This window comes from Streptomyces pimonensis (assembly GCF_041380215.1).
In the GTDB taxonomy this organism is placed as follows: domain Bacteria; phylum Actinomycetota; class Actinomycetes; order Streptomycetales; family Streptomycetaceae; genus Streptomyces; species Streptomyces pimonensis.
Genome location: NZ_JAHWZY010000004.1, coordinates 1 through 21,599 on the forward strand (window position 1 = coordinate 1; position 21,599 = coordinate 21,599).

The 21,599-nt window shown below is 74.6% G+C and carries 19 protein-coding genes; 11 read left to right on the plus strand and 8 right to left on the minus strand.

Features of this window, described 5'->3' with window-relative positions; all coding sequences use genetic code 11:
• Positions 1 to 67 precede the first annotated feature (67 nt).
• Both KYY02_RS05520 and KYY02_RS05525 read right to left on the minus strand, forming a co-directional pair.
• Complete coding sequence (locus KYY02_RS05520; protein WP_371236288.1) at positions 68 to 292, minus strand: hypothetical protein; 225 nt, start codon at positions 290 to 292, stop codon at positions 68 to 70.
• Between the two features lie 158 nt (positions 293 to 450).
• A complete protein-coding gene (locus KYY02_RS05525) occupies positions 451 to 717 on the minus strand; it encodes a hypothetical protein (protein WP_371236289.1) in 267 nt (88 codons plus the stop codon).
• A gap of 318 nt (positions 718 to 1,035) precedes the next feature.
• On the opposite strand from KYY02_RS05525, the gene KYY02_RS05530 reads away from it, so the two are divergent.
• Entirely contained in the window at positions 1,036 to 1,275 is a 240-nt protein-coding gene (locus KYY02_RS05530; RefSeq protein ID WP_371236290.1) for a chaplin, read from the plus strand.
• A 259-nt stretch (positions 1,276 to 1,534) separates the two neighbouring features.
• Here KYY02_RS05530 and KYY02_RS05535 read toward each other — a convergent pair whose 3' ends face one another.
• Both KYY02_RS05535 and KYY02_RS05540 read right to left on the minus strand, forming a co-directional pair.
• On the minus strand, positions 1,535 to 1,807 hold the full coding sequence (locus tag KYY02_RS05535) for a hypothetical protein (RefSeq protein WP_371236291.1): 273 nt from the start codon (positions 1,805 to 1,807) through the stop codon (positions 1,535 to 1,537).
• Positions 1,808 to 1,951: 144 nt separating this feature from the next.
• Positions 1,952 to 2,668 (minus strand): hypothetical protein, encoded by a 717-nt coding sequence (locus KYY02_RS05540; RefSeq protein WP_371236292.1) that lies wholly within the window; start codon positions 2,666 to 2,668, stop codon positions 1,952 to 1,954.
• 328 nt (positions 2,669 to 2,996) lie between these two features.
• On the opposite strand from KYY02_RS05540, the gene KYY02_RS05545 reads away from it, so the two are divergent.
• The 8 genes from KYY02_RS05545 to KYY02_RS05580 all read left to right on the plus strand — a co-directional run bounded on the left by KYY02_RS05545 (position 2,997) and on the right by KYY02_RS05580 (position 12,616).
• A complete protein-coding gene (locus KYY02_RS05545) occupies positions 2,997 to 4,082 on the plus strand; it encodes a DUF3344 domain-containing protein (protein WP_371236293.1) in 1,086 nt (361 codons plus the stop codon).
• 38 nt (positions 4,083 to 4,120) lie between these two features.
• Positions 4,121 to 5,365, plus strand: a complete 1,245-nt coding sequence (locus tag KYY02_RS05550) for a glycosyltransferase family 4 protein (RefSeq protein ID WP_371236294.1) — start codon at positions 4,121 to 4,123, stop codon at positions 5,363 to 5,365.
• Entirely contained in the window at positions 5,362 to 6,792 is a 1,431-nt protein-coding gene (locus KYY02_RS05555; protein WP_371236295.1) for an exopolysaccharide biosynthesis polyprenyl glycosylphosphotransferase, read from the plus strand. Before KYY02_RS05550 ends, KYY02_RS05555 begins: the two co-directional genes overlap by 4 nt.
• 6 nt (positions 6,793 to 6,798) lie before the next feature.
• Entirely contained in the window at positions 6,799 to 8,142 is a 1,344-nt protein-coding gene (locus KYY02_RS05560) for an O-antigen ligase family protein (protein WP_371236296.1), read from the plus strand.
• A gap of 362 nt (positions 8,143 to 8,504) precedes the next feature.
• On the plus strand, positions 8,505 to 10,046 hold the full coding sequence (locus KYY02_RS05565; RefSeq protein WP_371236539.1) for a lipid II flippase MurJ: 1,542 nt from the start codon (positions 8,505 to 8,507) through the stop codon (positions 10,044 to 10,046).
• Positions 10,030 to 10,794 carry a polysaccharide deacetylase family protein gene (locus KYY02_RS05570; protein ID WP_371236297.1) on the plus strand — a complete coding sequence of 255 codons (765 nt, stop codon included), beginning with the start codon at positions 10,030 to 10,032 and terminating at the stop codon, positions 10,792 to 10,794. Before KYY02_RS05565 ends, KYY02_RS05570 begins: the two co-directional genes overlap by 17 nt.
• On the plus strand, positions 10,794 to 11,930 hold the full coding sequence (locus tag KYY02_RS05575) for a glycosyltransferase (protein WP_371236298.1): 1,137 nt from the start codon (positions 10,794 to 10,796) through the stop codon (positions 11,928 to 11,930). The genes KYY02_RS05570 and KYY02_RS05575 overlap by 1 nt, the downstream gene beginning before the upstream one ends.
• Before the next feature lie 35 nt (positions 11,931 to 11,965).
• Positions 11,966 to 12,616: a YveK family protein gene (locus KYY02_RS05580; RefSeq protein WP_371236299.1), complete on the plus strand. Its 651-nt coding sequence runs from the start codon at positions 11,966 to 11,968 to the stop codon at positions 12,614 to 12,616.
• Positions 12,617 to 12,845: 229 nt separating this feature from the next.
• Here KYY02_RS05580 and KYY02_RS05585 read toward each other — a convergent pair whose 3' ends face one another.
• On the minus strand, positions 12,846 to 14,129 hold the full coding sequence (locus KYY02_RS05585; RefSeq protein ID WP_371236300.1) for a glycoside hydrolase family 26 protein: 1,284 nt from the start codon (positions 14,127 to 14,129) through the stop codon (positions 12,846 to 12,848).
• A 170-nt stretch (positions 14,130 to 14,299) separates the two neighbouring features.
• Here KYY02_RS05585 and KYY02_RS05590 point away from each other — a divergent pair, with 170 nt between their 5' ends.
• Both KYY02_RS05590 and KYY02_RS05595 read left to right on the plus strand, forming a co-directional pair.
• Positions 14,300 to 15,568: a carboxylate--amine ligase gene (locus tag KYY02_RS05590; RefSeq protein WP_371236301.1), complete on the plus strand. Its 1,269-nt coding sequence runs from the start codon at positions 14,300 to 14,302 to the stop codon at positions 15,566 to 15,568.
• On the plus strand, positions 15,568 to 16,836 hold the full coding sequence (locus KYY02_RS05595) for an NAD(P)-binding domain-containing protein (protein ID WP_371236302.1): 1,269 nt from the start codon (positions 15,568 to 15,570) through the stop codon (positions 16,834 to 16,836). The genes KYY02_RS05590 and KYY02_RS05595 overlap by 1 nt, the downstream gene beginning before the upstream one ends.
• 101 nt (positions 16,837 to 16,937) lie before the next feature.
• Here the strand turns inward: KYY02_RS05595 and KYY02_RS05600 are convergent, their stop codons facing one another.
• From KYY02_RS05600 to KYY02_RS05610, 3 genes are all read right to left on the minus strand, one after another.
• Positions 16,938 to 17,858 carry a chaplin family protein gene (locus tag KYY02_RS05600; RefSeq protein ID WP_371236303.1) on the minus strand — a complete coding sequence of 307 codons (921 nt, stop codon included), beginning with the start codon at positions 17,856 to 17,858 and terminating at the stop codon, positions 16,938 to 16,940.
• A gap of 151 nt (positions 17,859 to 18,009) precedes the next feature.
• Positions 18,010 to 18,900, minus strand: coding sequence for an ABC transporter permease (locus KYY02_RS05605; RefSeq protein ID WP_371236304.1), 891 nt, complete (start codon positions 18,898 to 18,900; stop codon positions 18,010 to 18,012).
• Positions 18,897 to 21,554, minus strand: a complete 2,658-nt coding sequence (locus KYY02_RS05610; RefSeq protein ID WP_371236305.1) for an alpha/beta fold hydrolase — start codon at positions 21,552 to 21,554, stop codon at positions 18,897 to 18,899. Before KYY02_RS05610 ends, KYY02_RS05605 begins: the two co-directional genes overlap by 4 nt.
• Between the last annotated feature and the right edge of the window lie 45 nt (positions 21,555 to 21,599).

A 21,599-nucleotide genomic window follows, 5' to 3' on the forward strand; every position in this document is an offset into this window, starting at 1 on the left:
CAAGTGCGTAACTGGCTGACGGTGCGTCGTGACGTGGGAAAGGGCGCCTCGACCGGTCCTTCGGGCGTCAGGACTCCGCCTCCTTGACGGTGATGACGATGGCGTTGCCGCACTCGACCGCTCCCCCGCCGGAGCAGGTCTGCGACTGCACGCAGCGAATCGTGTCGCCGTCGTCGACGCACGCGCCGGCACCGTCGTCGGCGACGGCCTGCGCGGCACCGGAACCGAACAGAACGAAACCGCCCAGGAACGCGGCGGCCACTGCCGACGCGATCTTCCTCGAATTGAGCATCTACCCGTTCCTCCTGAGGATCCACCCCCGCACCACCGGACGGCGGAGTCGCCCGGAACGACCGGACCGACCGGACCGACCTGCAACCCGAAAGGCCTCGGGGCCCGAACAACCGGTTCGGGCCCCGAGACCTGCACGGATCACTGAGTCAGTGATCCTCAGCCGAGCGAAACGCTGGAGGGGCAGGTCACGGCCGTGTTGCCCGCGGCCGGGTTGCCGACGGCCAGCAGGAGGTTGGCGGCGACGTTGGTGTCCTGCAGGCCGACCAGCGCCTGCTGGAAGTTGGACTCGCCCGTGCACTCCTGGCTCTGCTCGGTGGCGACCGCGACACCCGGCTTGTCACCGGCGTGGCTGACACCGGCACCGAGGAAACCGGCGCTGCCGAGCATCGCCAGGACAACCGCAGCCTTCTGGTACTTGCGCATTACCTCTCCGTTCTCGAATGGTCACAACCCATAGCGGGTTGATCGCTTGCAGTAGTTAACTTAAGGGACGTTTGTGTTCATAGGTAGTCAAAACGCCCAAATGTGTGCGCTTCCCGTGAAGAGCCGTGTCGGGCTGCCGATCGGGCATGCCGGGCCGCCATGTTCCCGGGTGCGCGAGGACGTTGGCCGTCCGACAATCCCCTGCCTAACGGGTGACCTCGGGGCAAACACCGTGACCGGGGAGAGACCGTCACGTTGAGCGGGGAGTGCGGCCGCTCGTGACGCTGCCGCGTTTACCAGACCAGTAAGGAGAACGTGATGTCTCGCATCGCGAAGGCGGCCACCGTGGCCCTCGGTACGGGTGCCGTGGTGTTCAGCGGCGCCGGAATGGCCTCGGCGCACTCCGGCGCCGAGGGTACGGCGCTCCACTCGCCCGGTGTCGCGTCCGGCAATGTGATCCAGGCCCCCATCCACGTGCCGGTCAATGTGTGCGGCAACACCGTGAACGTCGTCGGCCTCCTCAACCCCGCCGCCGGCAACGTCTGCGTCAACAAGTAGCACCGGCAGGTCTACGGCCACGGACGTCCGTCGTAGCACCCGAGAGCCCCGGCGCCCCGCGCGCCGGGGCTCTCCCACGCCCGCACAGGACTCTCCTCGTCCCCGCGCAGGCTCCCCTCGTCCCCGCGCAGAACTTCCCCCGCCCCCACGCAGTGGTGTTGGCGCGCGTTGGCGGCGGGGAGCGCGGTCGCGTGCAGGACGGGAACACGATGCGGCCCCCGGTGGAAACCGGGGGCCGCAGGGCGCAGGGCGCGGGATCTCAGGCGTGCAGCCCCACGTCGCCGCGGACCGGCTTGACCTCGTTCACCGTGGCCGCCGCTTCCTTCGTCGTGCCGAGCAGCGATGCGTCATTGGTGTCGACGAGCGTCTCCGACTCCTGCGCCGGCATCAGCTCGAAGGGGACCGCGGTGCGCAGGCCGGTGTCGACGCCGGTCCGCGCCAGGTCAAGGGACTCCTGAGCGTACGCGGGCGCGGCGGCACCGGCCGCGATCAGGGTTCCGGCGAGGACAGCGGCAGCCTTCAGGGACTTCATCGTGTTCCTTTCTTCGGCAACGCGGGGAGCGGTCGCCGGAGGGGAATTCTGTCGCCGTGCCTAACGACCCCCGACCGGAGCGGAAACCGCGGAGCCAAAGATTGGCGAGTCCTCATATGAGAGCTTTTCGAGGACGGCGGGGTCTCACGAGGATGCCGGGGGCGGCAGCAGCACCGAGGTGAGCGCGGGGAACGTGACGCCCGGGAGCAACGGCGTCCGCGCCGGATCGGCCGGCGCGGGCAGGGTCGACGCCTGGGGGTCGGTGCCGAGCAGTGCGGCCACGAGGTCGCGCACCCCGGCCAGCAACTCGTCGACCAGCGAGGTCTCCTGAGCGGTGCCCGGTTCCGCGGCGGTGCTCCCGTCCGCCTCGGTGTCCGCGTCCGTGGTGGCGCCGGTGTCTGACCGGAGCAGGTCGAGGAGGTTGTCGAGGGCCTCCCGCAGGGCGGTCAGCTCCTCGTTCGTGAGGTCGCCCCCGGAGACGGTCAGCGCCACGTCGTCCGCCGCCGTGACCGACGGCGACGGCTCGGTCGTGGTGGTGGTCCCGGTGGTGGTGGACTCGGTCATGGCCACCGGGTCCTCGTCGGCCGCCTTCGCCAGGGCGTCCCTCGCCGCCTCACCCAGCTTCCTGGCCTCATCGGAGGGCACGTGGCCCTCGTCCGCCATGAGCAGGGTCTTCAGCAGGCCGACGACCGGGGTGAGTCCGTTCTCGTCCCCGTCGACGGTCCTGACCTGCGCGAGCAACGCCGCGCGGTCGCGCTCGGCGTCGGTGTCGGCCGCCACGGCGGCCGGGCCGGTGAGGCCGGTGAGAAGGGCGGCGCACAGTGCGCCGAGTGCGATGCGCCGGGCAGGCAGAGCGCGCATGGAGGTTCCTTTCGCGGACTTCGGATCTTGGAACCCACCGTGGGAGCGCCGGGGGACCCCCGCAACCGGACGTGCGCCATTCGGTTCCCGGCCCTCCCCCGCCGTGCGGTCAGCCCGACGGATCCCCGAACGGGGCAGTACGTCGGACCGCCCCCCTCGCGGAGCATTTCGGGGTTTCAACACACTCGCCACTCTTCATCGAATTTCGGCTACTTTGCCCGTTTGGTGACTAGAGTTGCGAACCTCCGAAGCACCCTTCACGGGCGGTCGCATCGCACTCGTCCCCGCTGCCTGCCACCGCCGCCTGTTCCGAAAGGCTCCGACGGTCATGCGTCAATCCCTGGGTCAGATGCTTCGCCATGCGGCAGTGGGCGTCTTCTCCCTCGCAGTAATGTGGGCATCCTGCGGCTCCGCGGCCGCCGCGCCGGTCGCGCCCTCCCCGGAGGCCGACGGCCTCGCCTTCTCCCAGCGGTACCGCGCGGTCCAGCACGGCGGCATCGTGCGGGCCGCCAACGTCTCCGCCACCTGCCGCGCCCAGGCGTCCTCGTGCCGGAACGTGCAGGCCGGCGCGCAGGGGGTGAACGGCGACTTCGACATGTTCTACGTCGACGTCGACAGCGACCCGAAGACGTACAACTCCTCCCGCGCGGAGATCCGGCTGCCCGCCGGCTCCCGGGTGACGTACGCCCGCCTGTACTGGGGCGGCAATCTGCTCGCCGGCGAGCAGAAGCCGTGGCAGGACAACGGGCGGGTGCTGATCGCCGAGCCCGGCGGAAAGTACAAGGAGCTGCTCGCCGACACGGTGGTGGGACACCGGGTGGCGGACGGCGCGGACGCCTTCCAGGCCTCGGCGGACGTGACGGAACTGGTACGGGACAGCGCGCCGGGCCTGTACACGGTGGCGCAGGTCAACGTGGCCATGGGCAGATCGGCGGCCGGGACCTGGGGCGGCTGGACTCTGGTGGTGGCGTACGAGAACCCGGCGGAACCGCTGCGGCACCTCGCGCTCTGGGACGGCTTCGCCCCGTTGGGCGGCCGCTCGGGGGCTGAGATGCCGCTGCGCGACCTGCCGTTCCCGGCGGGTGCCGGGGGCCGGGCGGGACTGGTGGCGTACAACGGCGACCGCCGCACCACCGGCGACTCGCTCGTCCTCACCTCCGGCCCCGCCCCCACCGCGTTCACCGACCGGGCCAACCCCTTCGACGACGTCCTGAACTCCACCATCGCCGACCCCGGCGGCGCGTCCCCCGCACGGGTACCGGCGTACGCCAACACCCTCGGCTACGACTCCGACGTGTTCGACCTCGAGGGGGGACTGCCGCGCGCCGGTGACCGGGCGGCCTTCCGGCTCACGTCCCAGCGGGACGCGGCATGGGCGGGCGTGCTCTTCGCCGCCGTCGACGCCCGGCGGTGAACGCGTCCGCGCCGAACTCTTTCAGGAACGAGGAGACCGTGCCCGCGGGCCCGGCGGCCGGCGGCCGCCGGCCGCGGGTCCTGCACCTCACCCAGCCGGTGGACGGCGGGGTGGCGCGTGTCGTGACGGACCTGGTCCGGGCCCAGCTCGCGGACGGCCTGGACGTCACTGCGGTCTGCCCCGACAGCGCGCTCACCGGCCGGCTCCGGTCGCTCGGCGCGCACGTACGGCACTGGAGGGCGACGCGTTCGCCGGGCGCCTCGCTGGCGCGGGAGGTGCGGCAGCTGGCCCGGCTGATCGATGAGGTGCGCCCCGATCTGGTGCACGCGCACAGCGCGAAGGCCGGGCTCGCCGGGCGGCTCGCGGTGCGCGGGCGCATTCCCACGGTGTTCCAGCCCCACGCCTGGTCGTTCGAGGCGGTGGGCGGGGGCACGGCGGCCCTCGCGCTGCGCTGGGAGCGGTGGGCGGCGCGCTGGGCCGCCCGGGTGGTGTGCGTGAGCGAGGCGGAACGCGCCACCGGCGTGCACGCCGGGATCACCGGTCGCTGGACCGTCGTGCCCAACGGCATCGACCCCGACCGTTTCCGTCCGGCGCCCGCCGGTCCCGTACGGGCCGGGCTCGCGCCGCTGGCAGGGCTGCACGAGGGGGTGCCGCTCGTCGTGTGCGTGGGCCGGCTGTGCCGGCAGAAGGGGCAGGACGTCCTGCTGCGGGCCTGGGACGCCGTACTGCGCCGGGTGCCCGACGCCCGTCTGGTCCTGGTCGGCGACGGGCCGGACCGTGACCGGCTGCGCGCGGCCGCCCCCGGCTCCGTGCTGTTCGCGGGGGACGTCGCGGACGCCTCCCCCTGGTACCAGGCCGCCGACCTCGTCGTCCTGCCGTCCCGCTGGGAGGGCATGGCACTCGCCCCGCTGGAGGCGATGGCCTGCGGGCGACCCGTGGTCGTCACGGACGTCGACGGCGCCCGCGAGAGCCTGCCGCCCTCCTTCGCCGCCGCGTGCATGGTGCCGCCGGAGGACCCCCGGGCCCTGGCGGGGGCGGTCGGCGAACTGCTGCTCGACCCGGTGCTGCGCGCGTCCCTCGGCGACCGGGGGCGCCGGCACGTGCTGTCCCTCCACGACGTGCGGCACACCGCGCGGGCGGTCACCGACGTCTACCACGACCTGCTCGGCACCCGGCCCGCCACGACGAGGACAGGCCCCGGTCGGGCGGCCGGGGGCGCCGAGGCCGACCGGACGACACCGCGCGTCGAGCACTCTGAGCACAGGGAGTCCATCCACTCGTGACCGTCGAACACACCATGGCCTCCCCCGGCGTACCGCCACGGGACCATGGATTCTTCTCTCCCCTCCCCGTCCCCGTCATGCCGTCGCGCGGCGCCGGCACCGGCCTCCGGCTGCCCGTCGCACCGCCCCGGACGGCCTCGCCGCTGCCGCTGCTCCTCTCGGACGGGGCCGCCGTCCTGCCGGCCGTGCTGGTGCTGCCCGGGGCCCAGCGCCATCCGCTGCTCGCCGCCCTGCTGATCGCGGTGACGCTGCTGCTGCGCCCGCGCGACACCCGGGCGCCGGTGCCGGGGCTGCTGGCGGAACTGCCCGCCGTGTGCGGCCGTGTCGCGGTGGCGTGGCCGGTCGGCGCGGCGCTGTGGGCCGCGTACCGGCCGGAGCAGTCGCTGTCCGCCGGCGCCGTGCTGACCGGGCCGGCCGTGCAGGCGGCGGCGGCCTGTGCGCTGCGCGCGGTCGTGCACGGGCGGCGGCGGACAGCGCTGCTGCGCCGCCCGCACGCCGCGCTCGTGGTCGGGCCGGCCGCGACCGCGCAGCGTGTGGCCGCCGCCGTGCTGCGCGATCCGCGGTGCGGGGTGCGGCCGGTGGGGATCGTCGCCGGGCAGCCGGACGGCGCCGAGGGCGTGCCGGTGCTGCGCACGGACGAGGAGGTCGAGCGGGCGGTCATCCAGAACGGGGTGCGGGCGGTGCTCACCGTCCATCCCTCGGTACGGGCCGAACAGGGCTCGCTGCTGCGTTCGCTGGCCGCGTCGGGCTGCGTGGTCTGGGAGGTGGACGCCGCTCCCGCGCCGTGCCCGGCGCGGGAGCGGCTGGCCGGGTTCCCCTGCCGGCGGCTGGACCTCGCCCCGGCGCGCGGCGGCGGCCTCGGCAAGCGGATGCTCGACGTCCTGGTCTCGGGGACGCTGTTGCTGCTGGTCAGTCCGCTGTTGCTGGTGTGCGCGGTGACGCTGCGGCTGGCCGACGGGCCGGGTGTGGTGTTCCGCCAGGAGCGCATCGGCCGGAACGGGGAGCCGTTCACGCTGCTGAAGTTCCGCACCCACCGCCCGGTCGACGAGCGCGAGTCGGCGACCCGGTGGAGCGTGGCCAACGAGCACGAGATGCGCTGGTTCTGCCGCATGCTGCGGCGTACCTCGCTGGATGAGCTGCTCCAGCTGTGGAACGTGCTGCGCGGCGACATGAGCCTGGTCGGTCCCCGGCCCGAACGGCCTTACTTCGTGGCGCAGTTCAGCCGGATGTACCCCGGATACGCGGCCCGGCACCGGATGCGCGCCGGCATCACCGGTCTGGCGCAGGTCCACGGGCTGCGCGGCGACACCTCGATCGAGGACCGCTGCCGGTTCGACAACGCCTACATCGACGACTGGTCGCTGTGGCGGGACGTCTGCATCCTGCTGCGCACCGCGACCACGCTGATCCGCCCGACGGGGAGCTGACGCCACGTGAGCCACGCCCTCGTCCCGCCGGGCCGGGCCGTCGCCGTCCTGATGCCGGTCCTGCCGCTGGTGGCGGTGGTCGCCCTGGCGGGCCTGCCGCCGACGGGGGACGGCGCGGGACCCGCCGACGTGGTGTCCGCGCTGGCGGTCGGGTACTGCGTGATCCGGCTGCTGCGGGAGCGGCGGCGTCCGCTGTCGCCCCGCGCGGCCGTGGTGCTGGGGCTGCCGGTCGTGGGGCTGGCGCTCGCCGCCATGGGGGCGGCCTCGCCCCAGGCGGCCTTCGGCGGCCTGGGGCGCTATCTGCAGATCTTCGTGCTCGTCCCGGCCACCGTCCTGGTGCTGCTCCGCGGCCGGTCCTGCTTCCGGGCGCTGGCCTGGTCGTTCGTGGGGCTCGCCCTGTGGCAGGGGTCCGTCGGGGTGTACCAGTACGTCACCGGGACCGGCGCCTCGTACCAGGGCGAGACCGTCCGGGCGGTCGGCACCTTCGGGGCCACGGACGTGATGGGCATGGCGACGGCGGTGTCGCTGGGCGTGGTGTGCGCGACGGGGATCGCGCTGGGGCGGGGTCCGGTGCGGCAGCGGACGGCCGCCGCCGGGTGCGTCCTGGTCCTGGTGCTGCCGCTGGCGCTGTCCTTCAGCCGGGGCGCCTGGATCGCGACCGCGCTGGCGTGCGCGGTGCAGCTGGCGCTGACGGGGCTGCGGCGCGCGTTGAAGGTGGCGGCGGCCGTGGTCGCTGCGGGCGCCGTCCTGGTGGGCGGGTTCGGGGTCGGCACGGCGATGCTGCAGGAGCGGTTCGACAGCATCGCGGAGGTCGCCGACACGCCCGACCAGTCCGTCGTCGACCGGTACACCCTGTGGGCTGCGGCGGCCGGCATGTGGCGCGAACACCCGCTGACCGGTGTGGGCCTGAAGGGCTTCCCCGAGTACCGCGACGGGCACGCCACCCTGGCGCTGTCCTCGGGCAGTGACGTCGGGGGCGCGGGCGAGGAGTACCACAAGCAGGCGCTGCTGTCGCCGCACAGCATGTACCTGCTGGTGCTGAGCGAGCAGGGCCTGATCGGGCTGACGACGCTCGCCGGGGGCTGGCTGGCGCTGCTGGTGTGCGCGCTGCGGCGCCTGCCGCGGGCCCGCCGCCGCGGCCCCGGTCTCGACTGCGCGCTCGTCGCCGTCGGTCTCCTGCTCTGGCTGCTCACCGACTTCTTCTACGGCGACATCGGCGGTCCCTCGACCGTCCTGACCGGCGTGGCCCTGGGCCTGACGGCGTGGTGGGCCCTGTCCCGCGGCGACCGGGCGGACGCCGCCCCGCGGGGCGGAGCGCCCACACGCCTCGAGGGGGCCGCGGCCCGATGACGGTGCTGCCTTCGCAGACTCCCGGTTCCGGCACCGGCGGGCCCGGACCCGCCGGGCTCAGGACCGGCGGCCCGCGGGTGGGCGGATCCCGGACCGACGGTCCCGCCCCCGACCGGCCCGCGCCGGGTGTCCCTGTGACGGGCGGGCCCCGGCCCGCGGGACCTCCGACCGGCACACGCACGACGACCGGCGCCCCCGGGACCGGGGGATCCGGGACCGGGGGATCCGGGACCGGGGGATCCGGGACCGGTGACGGTGCGGGCGTGCCGCCCGCGGCGCGGGCCGGCGGGACAGGCGGTGACGGCGGCGAGTCGGGCACGGCGTCCCGGAGGTTCCTCGCCCGGGCCGCGCTGGGGACGGCGCTGCTGTCCATCGCCGGGTCGCTGCTCGGGCTGGTACGGGACCAGTCGCTGGCGCGGCTGTTCGGGGCCGGGAGCGACACGGACGCCTTCCTGGTGGCGTGGACCGTGCCGGAGATCGCCGCGACGCTGCTGATCGAGGACGGGCTGGCGATCGCGCTGATCCCGGCGTTCAGCATGGCGCTGGCGCGACGGGCCCGGGGCGTGCCCGGCGACCCGGTGCGCGATCTGGTCAGGGCCACCCTGCCCCGGCTGTGCCTGGCCTTCGCCGCGGTGGCGGCGCTGGTCGCCGCCGGGGCCCCGTACCTGGTCCGCGTGCTGGCGCCCGGTCTGCCCGACCCCCGCCTCGCCGTCGACTGCACCCGGCTCACCGCGCTCAGCCTGCTGGCCTTCGGGCTCGCCGGGTACTGCAGCGCCGCGCTGCGGGCGCACTGCCGTTTCTTCGCGCCGGCGGCGATCTACGTCGCGTACAACGCCGGCATCGTGGCGACGATGTTCCTGCTCGGCGGGGAGTGGGGGGTCCGCTCGGCGGCCGTCGGGGTCGCGGTGGGCGGCTGTCTGATGGTGGCGGTGCAACTGCCGTCCCTGTGGCGGCGGCTCGCGTCGCCCGCGCCCGCGCCCGTCGCGACCGGGCCGGCGGACGGGGAGCGGCCGGTGCGCCTCGCCCTGATCACCGCCGTGCTGCTGTTCGCGCTGTGCCGCCAGTCGCAGGTCCTCGTCGAACGGTTCCTGGCGTCCTCCCTGCCCGCCGGGTCCATCTCGCACCTCAACTACGCGCAGAAGGTCGCCCAGATCCCGATGACGCTGTCGCTGATGGTGTGCACCGTCACCTTCCCCGTGGTGGCGCGGGCGCTCGCCGACGGCGACACCCGCCGGGCCCGCGCCCGGGTGGAGCGGGACCTGGTGCTGGCGTCCTGTGCGGTGCTGGCCGGCATGTGCGCGGTGATCGCCTGCGCCCCGCAGATGATCGAGCTGCTTTTCCAGCGGGGCGCGTTCACCGCGTCCGACACCGCCTCGACGGCGAACGTCATGCGCGTGTACGCCCTCGGTCTGCTCGGCCAGACCCTCGTGGGCGCCCTCGTCCGCTGCTACTTCTCGGCGGGCCGCCCCAGCTGGTACCCCCTCGGCGTGATGGCGGCCGGCGTGGTCGCCACGTCCCTGATCGGCGTAGCGACCGTGGGCCGCTGGGGGGTGGCGGGGATCGCCGCCGCCAACGCCTTCGGCATCACCGTCACGGCCGTGCTGCTGCTGACCGGCCTGCGCACGGCCCGCCCCGGCGAGACGGCCGGCGTCACGGTCGGCGTCCGCGGGGTCCTGGGCCGGCTGGGCCGGCCCGTGCTCGCCTCGGTCCTCGCCGTCGCCGCCGGGATGTTCGCCGCGAGCCTCTTCGATTCCCCGGTGGCCGCTCTCGCAGCCGGCTGTCCGGTCGTGGCCGCCGTCTTCGCGCCGCTCGCCCCGTCCGTCCTGGGCGCCCGGCGCTCCGCATCCGCACTGCGCTCCGTACGCACCGTCACACGAAGGCTCGCACATGGCCGCTCCCGCTGATTCCGTCGCCGTCGGCAGACCCTCCGCGCCCCGTCCGGGCCCCGTTCCCTGGGTGGCGATGTACCACTCGGTGGGCGACCGCTCGGACGATCCGTACCGCATCACCGTCACCCCCGAGCGGCTGGAGCGGCAGCTGGCCTGGCTGCGCCGGCGCGGGCTGCGCGGCGTGTCCGTCGCCGAACTCCTCGCCGCGCGCGCCCGCGGCGGGGGCCGGGACCTGGTCGGCCTCACCTTCGACGACGGCTACACCGACTTCCTCAGCGGTGCCCTGCCGCTGCTGCAGCGCTTCCACTGCGGTGCCACCCTCTTCGTCCTGCCCGGACGGCTCGGCGGCGACAACGCCTGGGACCCGCTCGGCCCGCGCAAGCCGCTGCTGACCGCGGACGGCATCCGGCGCGCCGCCGACGGGGGCGTGGAGATCGGCTCGCACGGCCTCACCCACATCGACCTGACCCGCGCGGACGACGTCACGCTCACCGCCGAGGTCGCCGAGAGCCGCGCCCGTGTCGAGGAGTTGGCCGGCGTCCCGGTCGCCGGGTTCTGCTACCCGTACGGCACGGTCGACGCGCGCGCCGTCGAGGCCGTGCGGAAGGCGGGCTACACCTACGCCTGCGCCATCGCCCCCGGCCCGCTGACCGGCCCGCACGCCCTGCCGCGCGCACACGTCGGGCAGAACGACACGGCGTGGCGCCTGCACCTCAAGCTCCGGCTGCACCGGCTGCGCCGGCGCCCGATGGAGGGGTTGTGATGCGGGCGCTGCACATCATCACCGGGCTCGGGGTCGGCGGCGCCGAGCAGCAGTTGCGGCTGCTGCTGCGTCACCTGCCGGTCGACTGCGACGTGGTGACGCTCACCAACCCCGGCGCGGTCGCCGACGGGCTCGGCGCCGACGGCGTGCGGGTCGTGCACCTGGGCATGGGCGGCAACCGCGACCTGGCCGCGCTGCCCCGTCTGGTCCGGGTGATCCGGGCCGGCGGCTACGACCTCGTGCACACGCACCTGTACCGGGCCTGCGTCTACGGCCGGCTCGCCGCCCGGGTCGCCGGGGTCCGCGCGGTCGTGGCGACCGAGCACTCCCTGGGCGACACCCAGATGGAGGGCCGCAGGCTGACGGCCGGCGTGCGCACGCTGTACCTGGCGAGCGAGCGGCTCGGGTCGGCGACGGTCGCCGTCTCCCCGACGGTGGCCGACCGGCTGAAGCGCTGGGGCGTACCCGCCCCCCGCATCGAGGTCGTCCCCAACGGCATCGACCTGGACCGCTTCCGCTTCGCCCCGGAGCGGCGGGAGCACACCCGTCGGCGCCTCGGTCTGCCGGAGGGGGCGTTCGTCGTCGGCGGCGTCGGCCGGCTCGCCCGGGGCAAGCGGTTCGACGTCCTCGTCCGCGCGCTCGCCCTGCTGCCGGAGGACCACTGGCTGCTGCTGGTGGGCGGCGGCCCCGAGGAGCACGTGCTGCGCCGCACCGCCCGCGAGGCCGGGGTGGCGGGGCGGGTGCTGTTCACCGGCGAGCGTCCCGTCGCCCCCGACGGCACCCCCGGCCCCGACCTGCCCTCGCTGGCCTCGGCGATGGACCTGTTCGCCTCCCCGTCCGCGGAGGAGGCCTTCGGCCTGGCGGCCGTGGAGGCGCTGGCGTCCGGCCTGCCCGTGCTCTACGCCTCCTGCCCGGCGATCGAGGACCTGCCGCCCGAGACCCGCGCCGGCGCCCGGCGGGTGCGCGGCGGCCCCGCCGCGTACGCCCGCGCGATCACCGAGGTCCGCAGGGCGGGCCCCGGACCGCGCACGGCCGGCCGGGCCGCACACCACTACAGCATCACCCGCAGCACAGCCCGTCTGATGGACGTGTACACGGCGGCCGTCGCCGGCTCATCGCCGTCCGCCGCACCGTGAGCCGTCCGCCGCACCTTCGAGGGAGCAAGCCCGTCATGACCGACACCCCGACCCGTCGGCGCCGTCCGTCCCTGGACCGTGTCAGAAAGCCGCCGGCCTGGTCCGCGCTGGTGGCAGGCACGTTCCTCGGCGGTCTGCTGGGCGGCGCGTACGGCCTGTTCACGCCCCCGGTGTACACGGCCACCAGTTACGTCGTCGCCGTGCCCACCGACGAGGCGACCCCGGACGCGGCCCGCGGTTTCGCGCAGGCGTACGGCCGGGTCGCCACCCAGCTCGCGGTACTCGGTGACGCGCAGGTGTGGGCCGGGGTGCCGGTGCGGACGCTGCGGGACAGCGTCCGCACGGCGACCTCGCCGGACGCGCCGATGGTCGCCGTCACGGCCACCTCCGCACGGCCCGGAGTGGCCGTCGACATGGCCAACGCGGTCTCGCGCGCGCTGACCCGGCACGCCGAGGACACCAAGGGCAGCACGCGGGTCCGGCTCGTGCAGTTCTCGCGCGCGGTGCAGCCGGGCAGGCCGTCGTCCGCGTCATCAAAGGTGACCGCGCTGGTGGGGGCGAGCGCGGGCGGCCTGCTGGGCGGCCTGGTGCTGCTCGTCCGGCCGAGGCGGACCGGCCGGGGCACCGACCCGGCCCCCGCCGCCTCGGTGCCCGGCCCGGCCGCCGCCGCCGATGCGCAGCGGTGACGCGGCCGGGCCGGCCCCGGGGCCTGTGGGGGAAGTCCCGTCCGCCGGGCGACACCCTGCACGCTCCCCCGGTCCCGGCCCCGCTCGAGCGGGAGGTGCCCCCGACGCCGCACCGGGCACCGGGCCTCGTACCGGACGTACTCGGCCCGGTGCCCGGCACGCCGGGAGCACGCACCTGACGCCGCCCGGCCCGCCCTTCGGGCGGGCGACGGGGCTGCCGCCACAGGCCCTAGCGGGTGCGCGACCACCAGTCGAAGCGGAAGCAGAGTTTCCCGCCGAGCCAGTACTCCACCCACCCGCCCAGGTCCAGCGGCGAGCAGTTCCCCGGCGGCAGCGGCACGTCGGGCACGGTCGGTACGGGAGTGGGCGCCGGGGTCTGCGGCGTGGTGCCCGGTTCCTCCTCGTGGGTGCGTCCGTGCAGCACGGACTTGTAGACGCGGGACGATTCCGGGTTGTCGTCGCACTGCCACACGCCGTGCGGGCAGTAGTCGGTCAGCGTGTTGTAGAGCGGCTTGTGCCGGTCGATCCACGCGAGCATGCGGTGCATGTACTCGGGATTGTCGCCGTTGCGGAACAGCCCCCATTCGGGATAGGAGATCGGTTTTCCGTGGGCCTTCGCGAAATCGACGTGGTCCTGGAGCCCGTACGGCTCCTCCACCTGTTCTCCGAAGGACTGCCCGGCCGGCTGGTCGTAGGAATCCATGCCGACGATGTCGACCGTGTCGTCGCCGGGGTAGCACTGCGTCCAGGGGACGGCGTCCCGGCCACGGCTCGGTGCGAAGTCGAAGCGGAATTCCTGGCCCGGCACCGCGCGCATGGTTCGCACGATCCGGTTCCAGTACTTCTTCCAGGATTCCGGATCGGGACCGCAGCGGTGGGTGTAGGTGACGCCGTTCATCTCCCAGCCGAGCACCAGGACCGTGTCCGGCACCTTCAGCTCGACCAGCCGCTCGGCGAGGGCACGGAAGTGGTGGTCGAACTCCCCGGCCGCGCCCCGCCGCAGCAGCTGCCGGACCTCGTGATCGGGGACGCCCTCCTCGTTGCGTTCCTGCAGGGGGACGTTGAGGACGAGCATCCGGTCGTCCTCGGCGTTGCGCCAGCGTGCCCACGCCTCGAGGAAGCCGATGTCCCCCTCGATGTCGCTCCAGTGGTTGCCGGGCAGGTAGGTGTGGCCTACGCGCAGTTCGGCGCCGCCCAGCCAGCGGCCGAACTGCTCCATGCGCGCCACGCCGCGGTCGTCGGAGGCGAGGAAGGCGCCGAAGGCCGGGACGTCACGGCGCGGCGCCGGCAGCACCGGCGCAGGGACCGACGGGATGTCGACGGCCGGGGCGGCGGGGGCCTCCGGGACCGCGGGGACGGTCACGGGCTCGTCCGGAGCCGGCGCCGCCGGACGGAAGTCGTCGGCCGGCGCCGGTTCCGTCATGGGTCCGGCCGCCAGGGCGGCGGCCACGACGACCGCCGCCGCGCCCACGGCCATCGTGCGGGCCCGGACCCGCCTGTGCTGTGGGGCCATCGACTGCTCCTCTTCTCACTCGCGTCCGCCTTCTTCCTGAATCATCCGCTTTTGACGGACAGTCATATGAATTCAGGCACAGGAGATACGGCGGTGCCAATGTCACTGCGGCTTTCGAGTGCCGAGCTCGCCCGTGCGGGTGAGCCTGCACCAGAGGAAAGTGAGTATGCGTGTCACTGCTCGACACCCGTGTCCCCGCCGTCCTGCTGCGGACCGACCGGAATCCCTTTCACCACGGAACGCTGGGGGCCGTGCGGACGCTCGGCAGGGCGGGAGTGGAGGTGCATGTCGTCGCCGATGCCACGGGAAGTCCCGTTCGGTGCTCGCGTTATGTCCACAGCGTGCATTCCCCGCCGCCACCGGGGGCATCCGCGCAGCAGATCCTCGCCGTGCTGCTCCGGGTGGCCGGCCGGGTGGGGCGCCCGGCCGTGCTGATCCCGCTGGACGACGCGACCGCGATCGCCTCTGGCCGGCTGCGAGGCGACCTCGTGCCCTCCTACCTGCTGCCCGAGATGCCGGCCGCACTGTCCGAACGCGTCGCCGACAAGGCGGAACTGGCCGCCGTGTGCGCCGCCTCGGACATCCCGCACCCGCGCACGCTCCTCCCGGACGGCCCCGGGCGGGCCGCCGCCGACGCCCACCGGCTCGGGCTGCCGCTGGTCGCGAAGTGGAGCCGGCCCTGGCTGCTGCCGGCCGGCGGCGGACTGCGCAGCACCCAGCTGGTGCGCTCCGCGCGGCAGGCCCGGGAGCTGTACGCGCGCACCGCGGAGGCGGGCAGCCCGCTGCTGCTCCAGGAGTATCTGCCGCCGGGCGAGGACCGGGACTGGTTCTTCCACGGCTACGCCGACCGCGCGGGCACCGTGCGCGCCGGCGGTCCGGGCCGCAAGCAGTTGTCCTGGCCGCGCGGCGCGGGGCTGACCGCGGTGGGCCGCTGGACGCCCAACCCCGAGGTCCGGGCGCTCGCCGAACGGCTCACCGGCGAACTCGGCTACCGCGGCGTCTTCGACCTGGACTTCCGCCGCTGCGGCACGACCGGCCGCTACCACCTCCTCGACTTCAACCCGCGCCCCGGCGCCCAGTTCCGGCTCTTCGCGGACAGCGCGGGAGTGGACGTCGTACGCGCCCTGCACCTGGATCTGACCGGCCGTCCGCTGCCGGACGGGGACCCGGTGGCCGGACGGTCGTTCGTGGTGGAGAACTACGCGCCGTTCGCCGCGCTGCGCACGGCGTCCGGCGGGCGCGAACTGGCCTGGTACGCCCGGGACGACCGCGCCCCCGGATGGGCGATGTGGGCCCTGTGGGCCCGCCACGTGTCCGGCCGGCTGCGGCGGCTGGGCGCGGCGGCCGCCGTGCCCGCGCCCCGCCCGGTGCCCCGGGCGGCCGCGCCCTCCCCGACCTCCCCGACCCTTCCGACCGACGACGAGAAAGTGAGCAGCTGATGACGTACGACCTCCTGGTGGTGGGCGCCGGTCCGTACGGCCTGTCGATCGCGTCCCACGCCGCGGCCGCCGGACTGAACCTGCGCGTGTTCGGCAGGCCCATGGCGTCCTGGCGGGACCACATGCCCGGTGGCATGTTCCTGAAGTCGGAACCGTGGGCGTCCAACCTGTCCGATCCCGGTGGGCGCTGGCGGCTGGACGCGTACTGCGCCGAGCAGGGCCTGACGGTGCGTCACGCACACCCGGTCCCGGTGGAGGCGTTCGCCTCGTACGGCCTGTGGTTCGCCCGCAACGCCGTGCCGGAGGTGGACGAGCGCACGGTCGCCCGGGTGTCGTCCGGTCCCGACGGCTTCACGGCGGTCACCGAGGACGGGCAGGCGCTGCACGCACGGACGGTGGCGCTGGCCGTCGGGGTGATGCCGTTCGTCGAGGTCCCGGCGACGCTGCGCGGACTGCACCCCACGCTGGTGACGCACAGCAGCCACCACAGCGACCTGGGCCACTTCCAGGGCAAGGACGTCACGGTGATCGGCGGCGGCCAGGCGGCCCTGGAGACGGCGGCGCTCCTCTCCGAACAGGGCACGCGGGTACGGGTGCTGGCGCGGGCGGAGCGGCTGCGGTGGAACGACGTGCCGCCGCCCTGGGAGCGTCCGTGGTGGCAGTCGGTCCGCTCGCCGCACAGCGGCCTCGGGCCCGGCTGGCGGAACTGGTTCTACGCCGAACGGCCCGGCCTGTTCCGGAGGCTGCCGCAGGCGTCCCGGGCGCGGATCGCGGCCACGGCGCTGGGTCCCGCGGGCGCGTGGTGGGTGCGGGACCGGGTGGAGCGGGCGGTGGACCTGCTGCCGGGCCAGGAGGTCACCGCGGCCGCCGCGGTGCCGGGCGGGCTGCGCCTGGACCTGACCGGCCGGGACGGCTCCCGGCGCTCCCTGGAGACCGAGCACGTCATCGCCGCCACGGGGTTCAAGGCACACCGAGACCGGCTCGGCCTGCTCTCCGCCGAGCTGCGCGGGACGCTGGCGGTGCTGCCGGACGGTTCCCCGGTCCTCGGCCGCAGCTTCGAGTCGTCGTACCCGGGGCTGTTCCTGGCGGGCCTGGTGACCGCGTCCGGCTTCGGTCCGGCGATGCGTTTCGTGCACGGCGCGACGTTCACGGCGTCGACCCTGGTCCAGGGAGTGCGCCGGCGGCTGAGGTCGGCGCCGGTGCGCGGGTCGGTCCCCGTCCCGGGCGGCGGCAGCCGCAGCGGGGCGCCGTCACCGGTGGGCGGCTGACCGGCGGGGACGACGACGCGTCCCCCGGACCGGGCCGGTCCGGGGGACGCGTCGTCCTACGGGTACGGCTGCCGGGCGGGGCGGGTCCGGCAGCCGACGGATCAGCGGCGGGAGGCGAGGCGGCTGCGGCGGTAGAGCATCGCGCCGCCGGTGATCAGGACGGCACCCGCCGCCGAGGCGGCGAACATGCCGTCGCTGCCGGTCTCGGCCAGGTGCGGCGGGTTGCCGGGCACCTCCGCCTCCTCGGCCGGGGGCTTCTCGACCTCGTGGGTGGGAGGCGTCTTGACCTCGGTGGGCGGAGGCGGCGTCTCCTTCTCGGGCTCCTCCTCCTTGCCGTCACCGTAGCCGCCGTCGTTGACGCAGGTGTTGCCGTGGACGCCGTTGAGCAACGAGATGACGCCGACGTTGTTGCCGCACGCGTTCACCGGCAGGTGGACCGGCACCTGCACGTTGTTCCCGGACAGCACACCGGGCGAGCCCTCGGCGGTGCCCGTCGCGTGCGCGCCGCCGGAGTCCCCGTGGGAGGAGCCGCCGTGCGAGGTCTCCCCGTGCGAGCCGTCCGCGGACTTCTCCGCGCGGTCGTGGGAGCCGTTGACGCACGTGTTGTCGGCCGTCTCGTTGAACGCCCCGACCACGTGGACGCCGTTGCCGCACGCGTTCACCGGTGCGTGGACCGGTGCCTGCACGTTGTTCCCGGACAGCACGCCGGGCGAGCCCTCGGCGGTGCCCGTCGCGTGCGCGCCGCCGGAGTCGCGCGAGCCGTGGTCGGACGTGTGGGAGCCGTTGACGCACGTGTTGTCGGCCGTCTCGTTGAACGCCCCGACCACGTGGACGCCGTTGCCGCACGCGTTCACCGGCACGTGGACCGGCACCTGCACGTTGTTCCCGGACAGCACGCCGGGAGAATCCTCGGCACCGCCCACCGCGTACGAGTCGGCGAGGGCGGGGGTTCCGTACAGGGACAGAATGCCGGTGGCGGCGGCGGCCGCCACGAACACTCCCCTGCTCAGGGTCTGTCGCAATGTGGTTGTCTTCCTGCTTGAAGAATGGGAGCGGCCACGCGTTCTGGCCCTCCGCTGCCGCATGGCCTACTTCTTCATCAACACGACTCGACGGGATCGGTTGCGCAGGTTCACCCGGTTGGCCCGCTCCGCACCCGGAAGGGGCCACCGGTCACGACACCACGTCCTTGCGGACGAACCCCCGGAACGCCAGCGCGAACAGCACCAGCGCGTACGTCACGGACACCGACGCGCCCTGGATCATGCCGGACCACTCCGGGGTCGGCTGGACGGCGTCCGCCCAGGCGAACTGCCAGTGCGCGGGCAGGAAGTGACGCCAGTCGCCGAGGGCGGTGACGGCGTCCAGGACGTTGCCGACGATGGTCAGGCCGACCGCGCCGCCGACCGCGCCCAGCGGGGCGTCGGTGCGGGTGGACAGCCAGAACGCGAGCCCGGCGGTGACCAGCTGCGACACGAACAGGTACGCCACGACCACCACGAGCCGCTGCGCCGCCGTGCCGGGACCGAGCGTGCCGCCGGTGGGGACGTGCAGCGGACCCCAGCCGTAGGCGGCCGTGCCGACGGCGAGCGCCACCACCGGCAGCAGCACCATCGCGGCCAGGCTCAGCCCCAGTCCGACGACCAGCTTGGACCACAGCAGCCGCATCCGGGGCACCGGCGCGGCGAGCAGGTAGCGCAGGGAGGACCAGCCGGCCTCCGAGGCGACCGTGTCCCCGCAGAACAGGGCGACGGGGATGACCAGCAGGAAGCCGGCGGACACGAACAGGTTCACGGCGGCGAAGTTGGCGCCGGACGCGGTGGCCGTGTCCATCAGGTTCACCCGGCCGCCCGGACGGTCCGGCTCACCGCCGATCGCGAAGGCGACCACCAGCACGAACGGCAGGACGGCGAGGATCGCGCCCATCACGAGGGTGCGGCGGCGCTTGAGCTGGCGGACCAGCTCCACCCGCAGGGGCAGGGTGCGGCCCGCGCGGTAGCCGGCGGCGACCTCCACGGGCTCGGCGCCCCCGGTGGGCTCGGCTCGCTCGGTGAGCGTGCTCATGCGGAACCTCCGATCAGGGTGAGGAAGGCGTCCTCGAGGCGTCGGTGCGGGCCCACCGACACCACGGGCACCTCCAGCCGGACCAGTTCGGCGACCAGGCGCGGGGCGGTGCCGTCGGCGTCGAGCCGGACCAGCAGCCCCTCGTCGGTGCGGACCGCGGAGGCGACGCCCGGCAGCGCGGCGATCTTCTCGGCGACCGGCTCGTCCACGGGCTCCCGCACCCCGACCAGCAGGGTGTCGCCGGAGCCGACGATCTCGTGCACCGGGCCCGCCTGGACCAGCTGCCCGCGGTCCATGACGACGAGGTGGGTGCAGGACTGCTCGACCTCCGACAGCAGATGGCTGGAGACGATCACCGTGCGCCCGGCGGCCGCGTACCGGATCATCACCTCGCGCATCTCGCGGATCTGCGGCGGGTCGAGTCCGTTGGTCGGCTCGTCCAGGATGAGCAGGTCCGGAAGGCCGAGCATGGCCTGGGCGATGGCGAGGCGCTGGCGCATGCCCTGGGAGTAGGTGCGCACCGCGCGGGCGAGCGCGTCACCGAGCCCGGCGATCTCCAGGGCCTCCTCCAGGCGGGCGTCCTCGGCCGGGCGCCCCGTGGCCCGCCAGTACAGCTCCAGGTTCTCCCGCCCGGACAGATGCGGCAGGAAGCCCGCGCCCTCCACGAAGGCGCCGACCCGGGAGAGCACGGGGGCGCCGGGGCGGACGGCGTGGCCGAAGACGCGGATCTCGCCGCCGTCGGGCCTGATGAGCCCCATCAGCATGCGCAGGGTGGTCGTCTTGCCCGCGCCGTTCGGCCCGAGCAGACCGAGCACCTGCCCCTTCTCCACCCGGAAGGACAGGTCCCGCACGGCGTACCGGTCCGAGGAGCGGGCGTACCGCTTGCTCAGGCCGGTGATCCGGAGCGGCACGTCGGCCAGTTCCGGGTCGGGCGCCGGGGCGGTGGTGCGGCGGCGGCCGGTGAGCAGCAGGGCGAGGGCGATCAGGGCGCCGACCGCCGGCAGCCACACCACCCAGGCCGGCAGCGGGGCCGCGGTGGTGGTCACGCCGGGGGCCGTGGGCACCGTGAGGTCGCTCCTCAGGGAGACGGTGTACGTCGCCGGGGCGGCCGGGGAGGCGTAGCCGAGGTCGGTGGAGGCGAGGACGAGGCGCAGGCGGTGGCCCTTTCGGACCTCGTGGTCGACGGCCGGGAGGGTGAGCGTCACGTCCTTGCCGGACCCGGCGTCCTCGACACGGACCGGGGCGACGAGCTGCGCGGGGAGCACCTGCTGCCGTCCGTCCGGGCCGACGTCGTACACCTTGCCGAAGAGGACGGCGTCGTCGCCGGTCGACTCGACGTGGACGGTGACGGTCGGCGATCCGGTGATCCGCAGGTCGTCGGCGACCGGGGCGGACTCGAAGCGGGCGTACTGGCCCGGGAAGTCCAGGGAGACGCCGACGCCGAGCGAGGAGAGCTGGGCGAGTCCGCCGGAGCCGCCGAGGCCGGGCAGGGAGGAGATGGCGGGCGGGTTGGCGCCGGCCGGGTTGGCGAAGCTCTGTTCGCGTCCGGTGAGAGGGAAGGACCGGCCGCCGTTCGTCAGTCCCGGGTAGGTGTCGGCGCTCGCGCCGTTGAGCACGGCCTGTCCGTCGGTGGAGTCGACGCCTCCGGTACGGGTGACGCGGAAGCCGGGGCCGGTGTCGGCGCTCCTGTCGTCCTTGAGGTACCGGTCGAACCAGGCCCGTACGCGCTGCTGTACGCGGTCCGTCTCCGGATCGCCGCCGTCGTGGCCGCCCGCGATCCAGTCGACCTGGACCGGGGCGCCGTTGGCGCGGATCGCCTGGGCGGCGGCGTCGGCCTGGCCGAGCGGGAAGAGGGAGTCGGTCTGGCCCTGCACCAGCAGCGTGGGCACGTCGATGCGGTCGGCGACGGCGGACGGCGAGCGCGCCTCGAGCAGCTCGCGCGCCTCGGCGTCCGGGACGCCGGACTCGGCGACCCGCTGGTACATCTCGCACAGGACGGGCTCGAACTTCTCGCAGCCGCCGCCGGAGTTGACGAAGACGCCCGCCCACAGCCTCTTGAAGACGCCGTTCGGGAAGAGCGCGTCGGCGAGGTCGAAGTAGGTGATCGCCGGGGCGATGGCGTCGACCCGGTCGTCGTGCCCGGCGCCGAGCAGGGCGATGGCGCCGCCGTACGAGCCGCCCGCCATGCCGACCCGCGGATCACCGTCCCCGTCGAGCTCGACCTCGGGCCGGTCCGCCAGCCAGTCGATCAGCCGGGAGACGTCGGCGACCTCGCCCTGAGGGTCGTTCAGCCCGATCCTCCCGGTGGACTCGCCGAAGCCGCGCGCGGACCAGGTGAGGACCGCGTACCCGTCGCGCGCGAGGTCCTCGGCCTGCTCCCGCACGTCGTCCTTGCTGCCGCCGAAGCCGTGCCCGAGCAGGACGGCGGGGCGGCGGCCGTCGGGCCCGGCGGTGAAGAACGAGGTGTCGATGCGCACCCCGTCGCCCGTGCTCACGGCCCGGTCGGCGCGGCGGACCGCGGGCGCGTCGTCGGAGGCGACGGCACTCCACGTACCGGCGCCGGCGGCCGCGACGACGGCGGCCGCGGCGGCGGCGACGGTCCGTCGTGGCCGCAGTGACCGCAGCCACCGCGATCCGGGCAGTCGAAGATCCATGTGTCAACGGTACGGGGCGAACCTGTCGGACAGATGTCGGCCGGG

Coding starts and splice junctions, on each gene's coding strand:
- KYY02_RS05520 (WP_371236288.1), bottom strand. CDS start 292: ATGCTCAATTCGAGGAAGATCGCGTCGGCAGTGGCCGCCGCGTTCCTG.
- KYY02_RS05525 (WP_371236289.1), bottom strand. CDS start 717: ATGCGCAAGTACCAGAAGGCTGCGGTTGTCCTGGCGATGCTCGGCAGC.
- KYY02_RS05530 (WP_371236290.1), top strand. CDS start 1,036: ATGTCTCGCATCGCGAAGGCGGCCACCGTGGCCCTCGGTACGGGTGCC.
- KYY02_RS05535 (WP_371236291.1), bottom strand. CDS start 1,807: ATGAAGTCCCTGAAGGCTGCCGCTGTCCTCGCCGGAACCCTGATCGCG.
- KYY02_RS05540 (WP_371236292.1), bottom strand. CDS start 2,668: ATGCGCGCTCTGCCTGCCCGGCGCATCGCACTCGGCGCACTGTGCGCC.
- KYY02_RS05545 (WP_371236293.1), top strand. CDS start 2,997: ATGCGTCAATCCCTGGGTCAGATGCTTCGCCATGCGGCAGTGGGCGTC.
- KYY02_RS05570 (WP_371236297.1), top strand. CDS start 10,030: ATGGCCGCTCCCGCTGATTCCGTCGCCGTCGGCAGACCCTCCGCGCCC.
- KYY02_RS05575 (WP_371236298.1), top strand. CDS start 10,794: ATGCGGGCGCTGCACATCATCACCGGGCTCGGGGTCGGCGGCGCCGAG.
- KYY02_RS05580 (WP_371236299.1), top strand. CDS start 11,966: ATGACCGACACCCCGACCCGTCGGCGCCGTCCGTCCCTGGACCGTGTC.
- KYY02_RS05585 (WP_371236300.1), bottom strand. CDS start 14,129: ATGGCCCCACAGCACAGGCGGGTCCGGGCCCGCACGATGGCCGTGGGC.
- KYY02_RS05595 (WP_371236302.1), top strand. CDS start 15,568: ATGACGTACGACCTCCTGGTGGTGGGCGCCGGTCCGTACGGCCTGTCG.
- KYY02_RS05605 (WP_371236304.1), bottom strand. CDS start 18,900: ATGAGCACGCTCACCGAGCGAGCCGAGCCCACCGGGGGCGCCGAGCCC.
- KYY02_RS05610 (WP_371236305.1), bottom strand. CDS start 21,554: ATGGATCTTCGACTGCCCGGATCGCGGTGGCTGCGGTCACTGCGGCCA.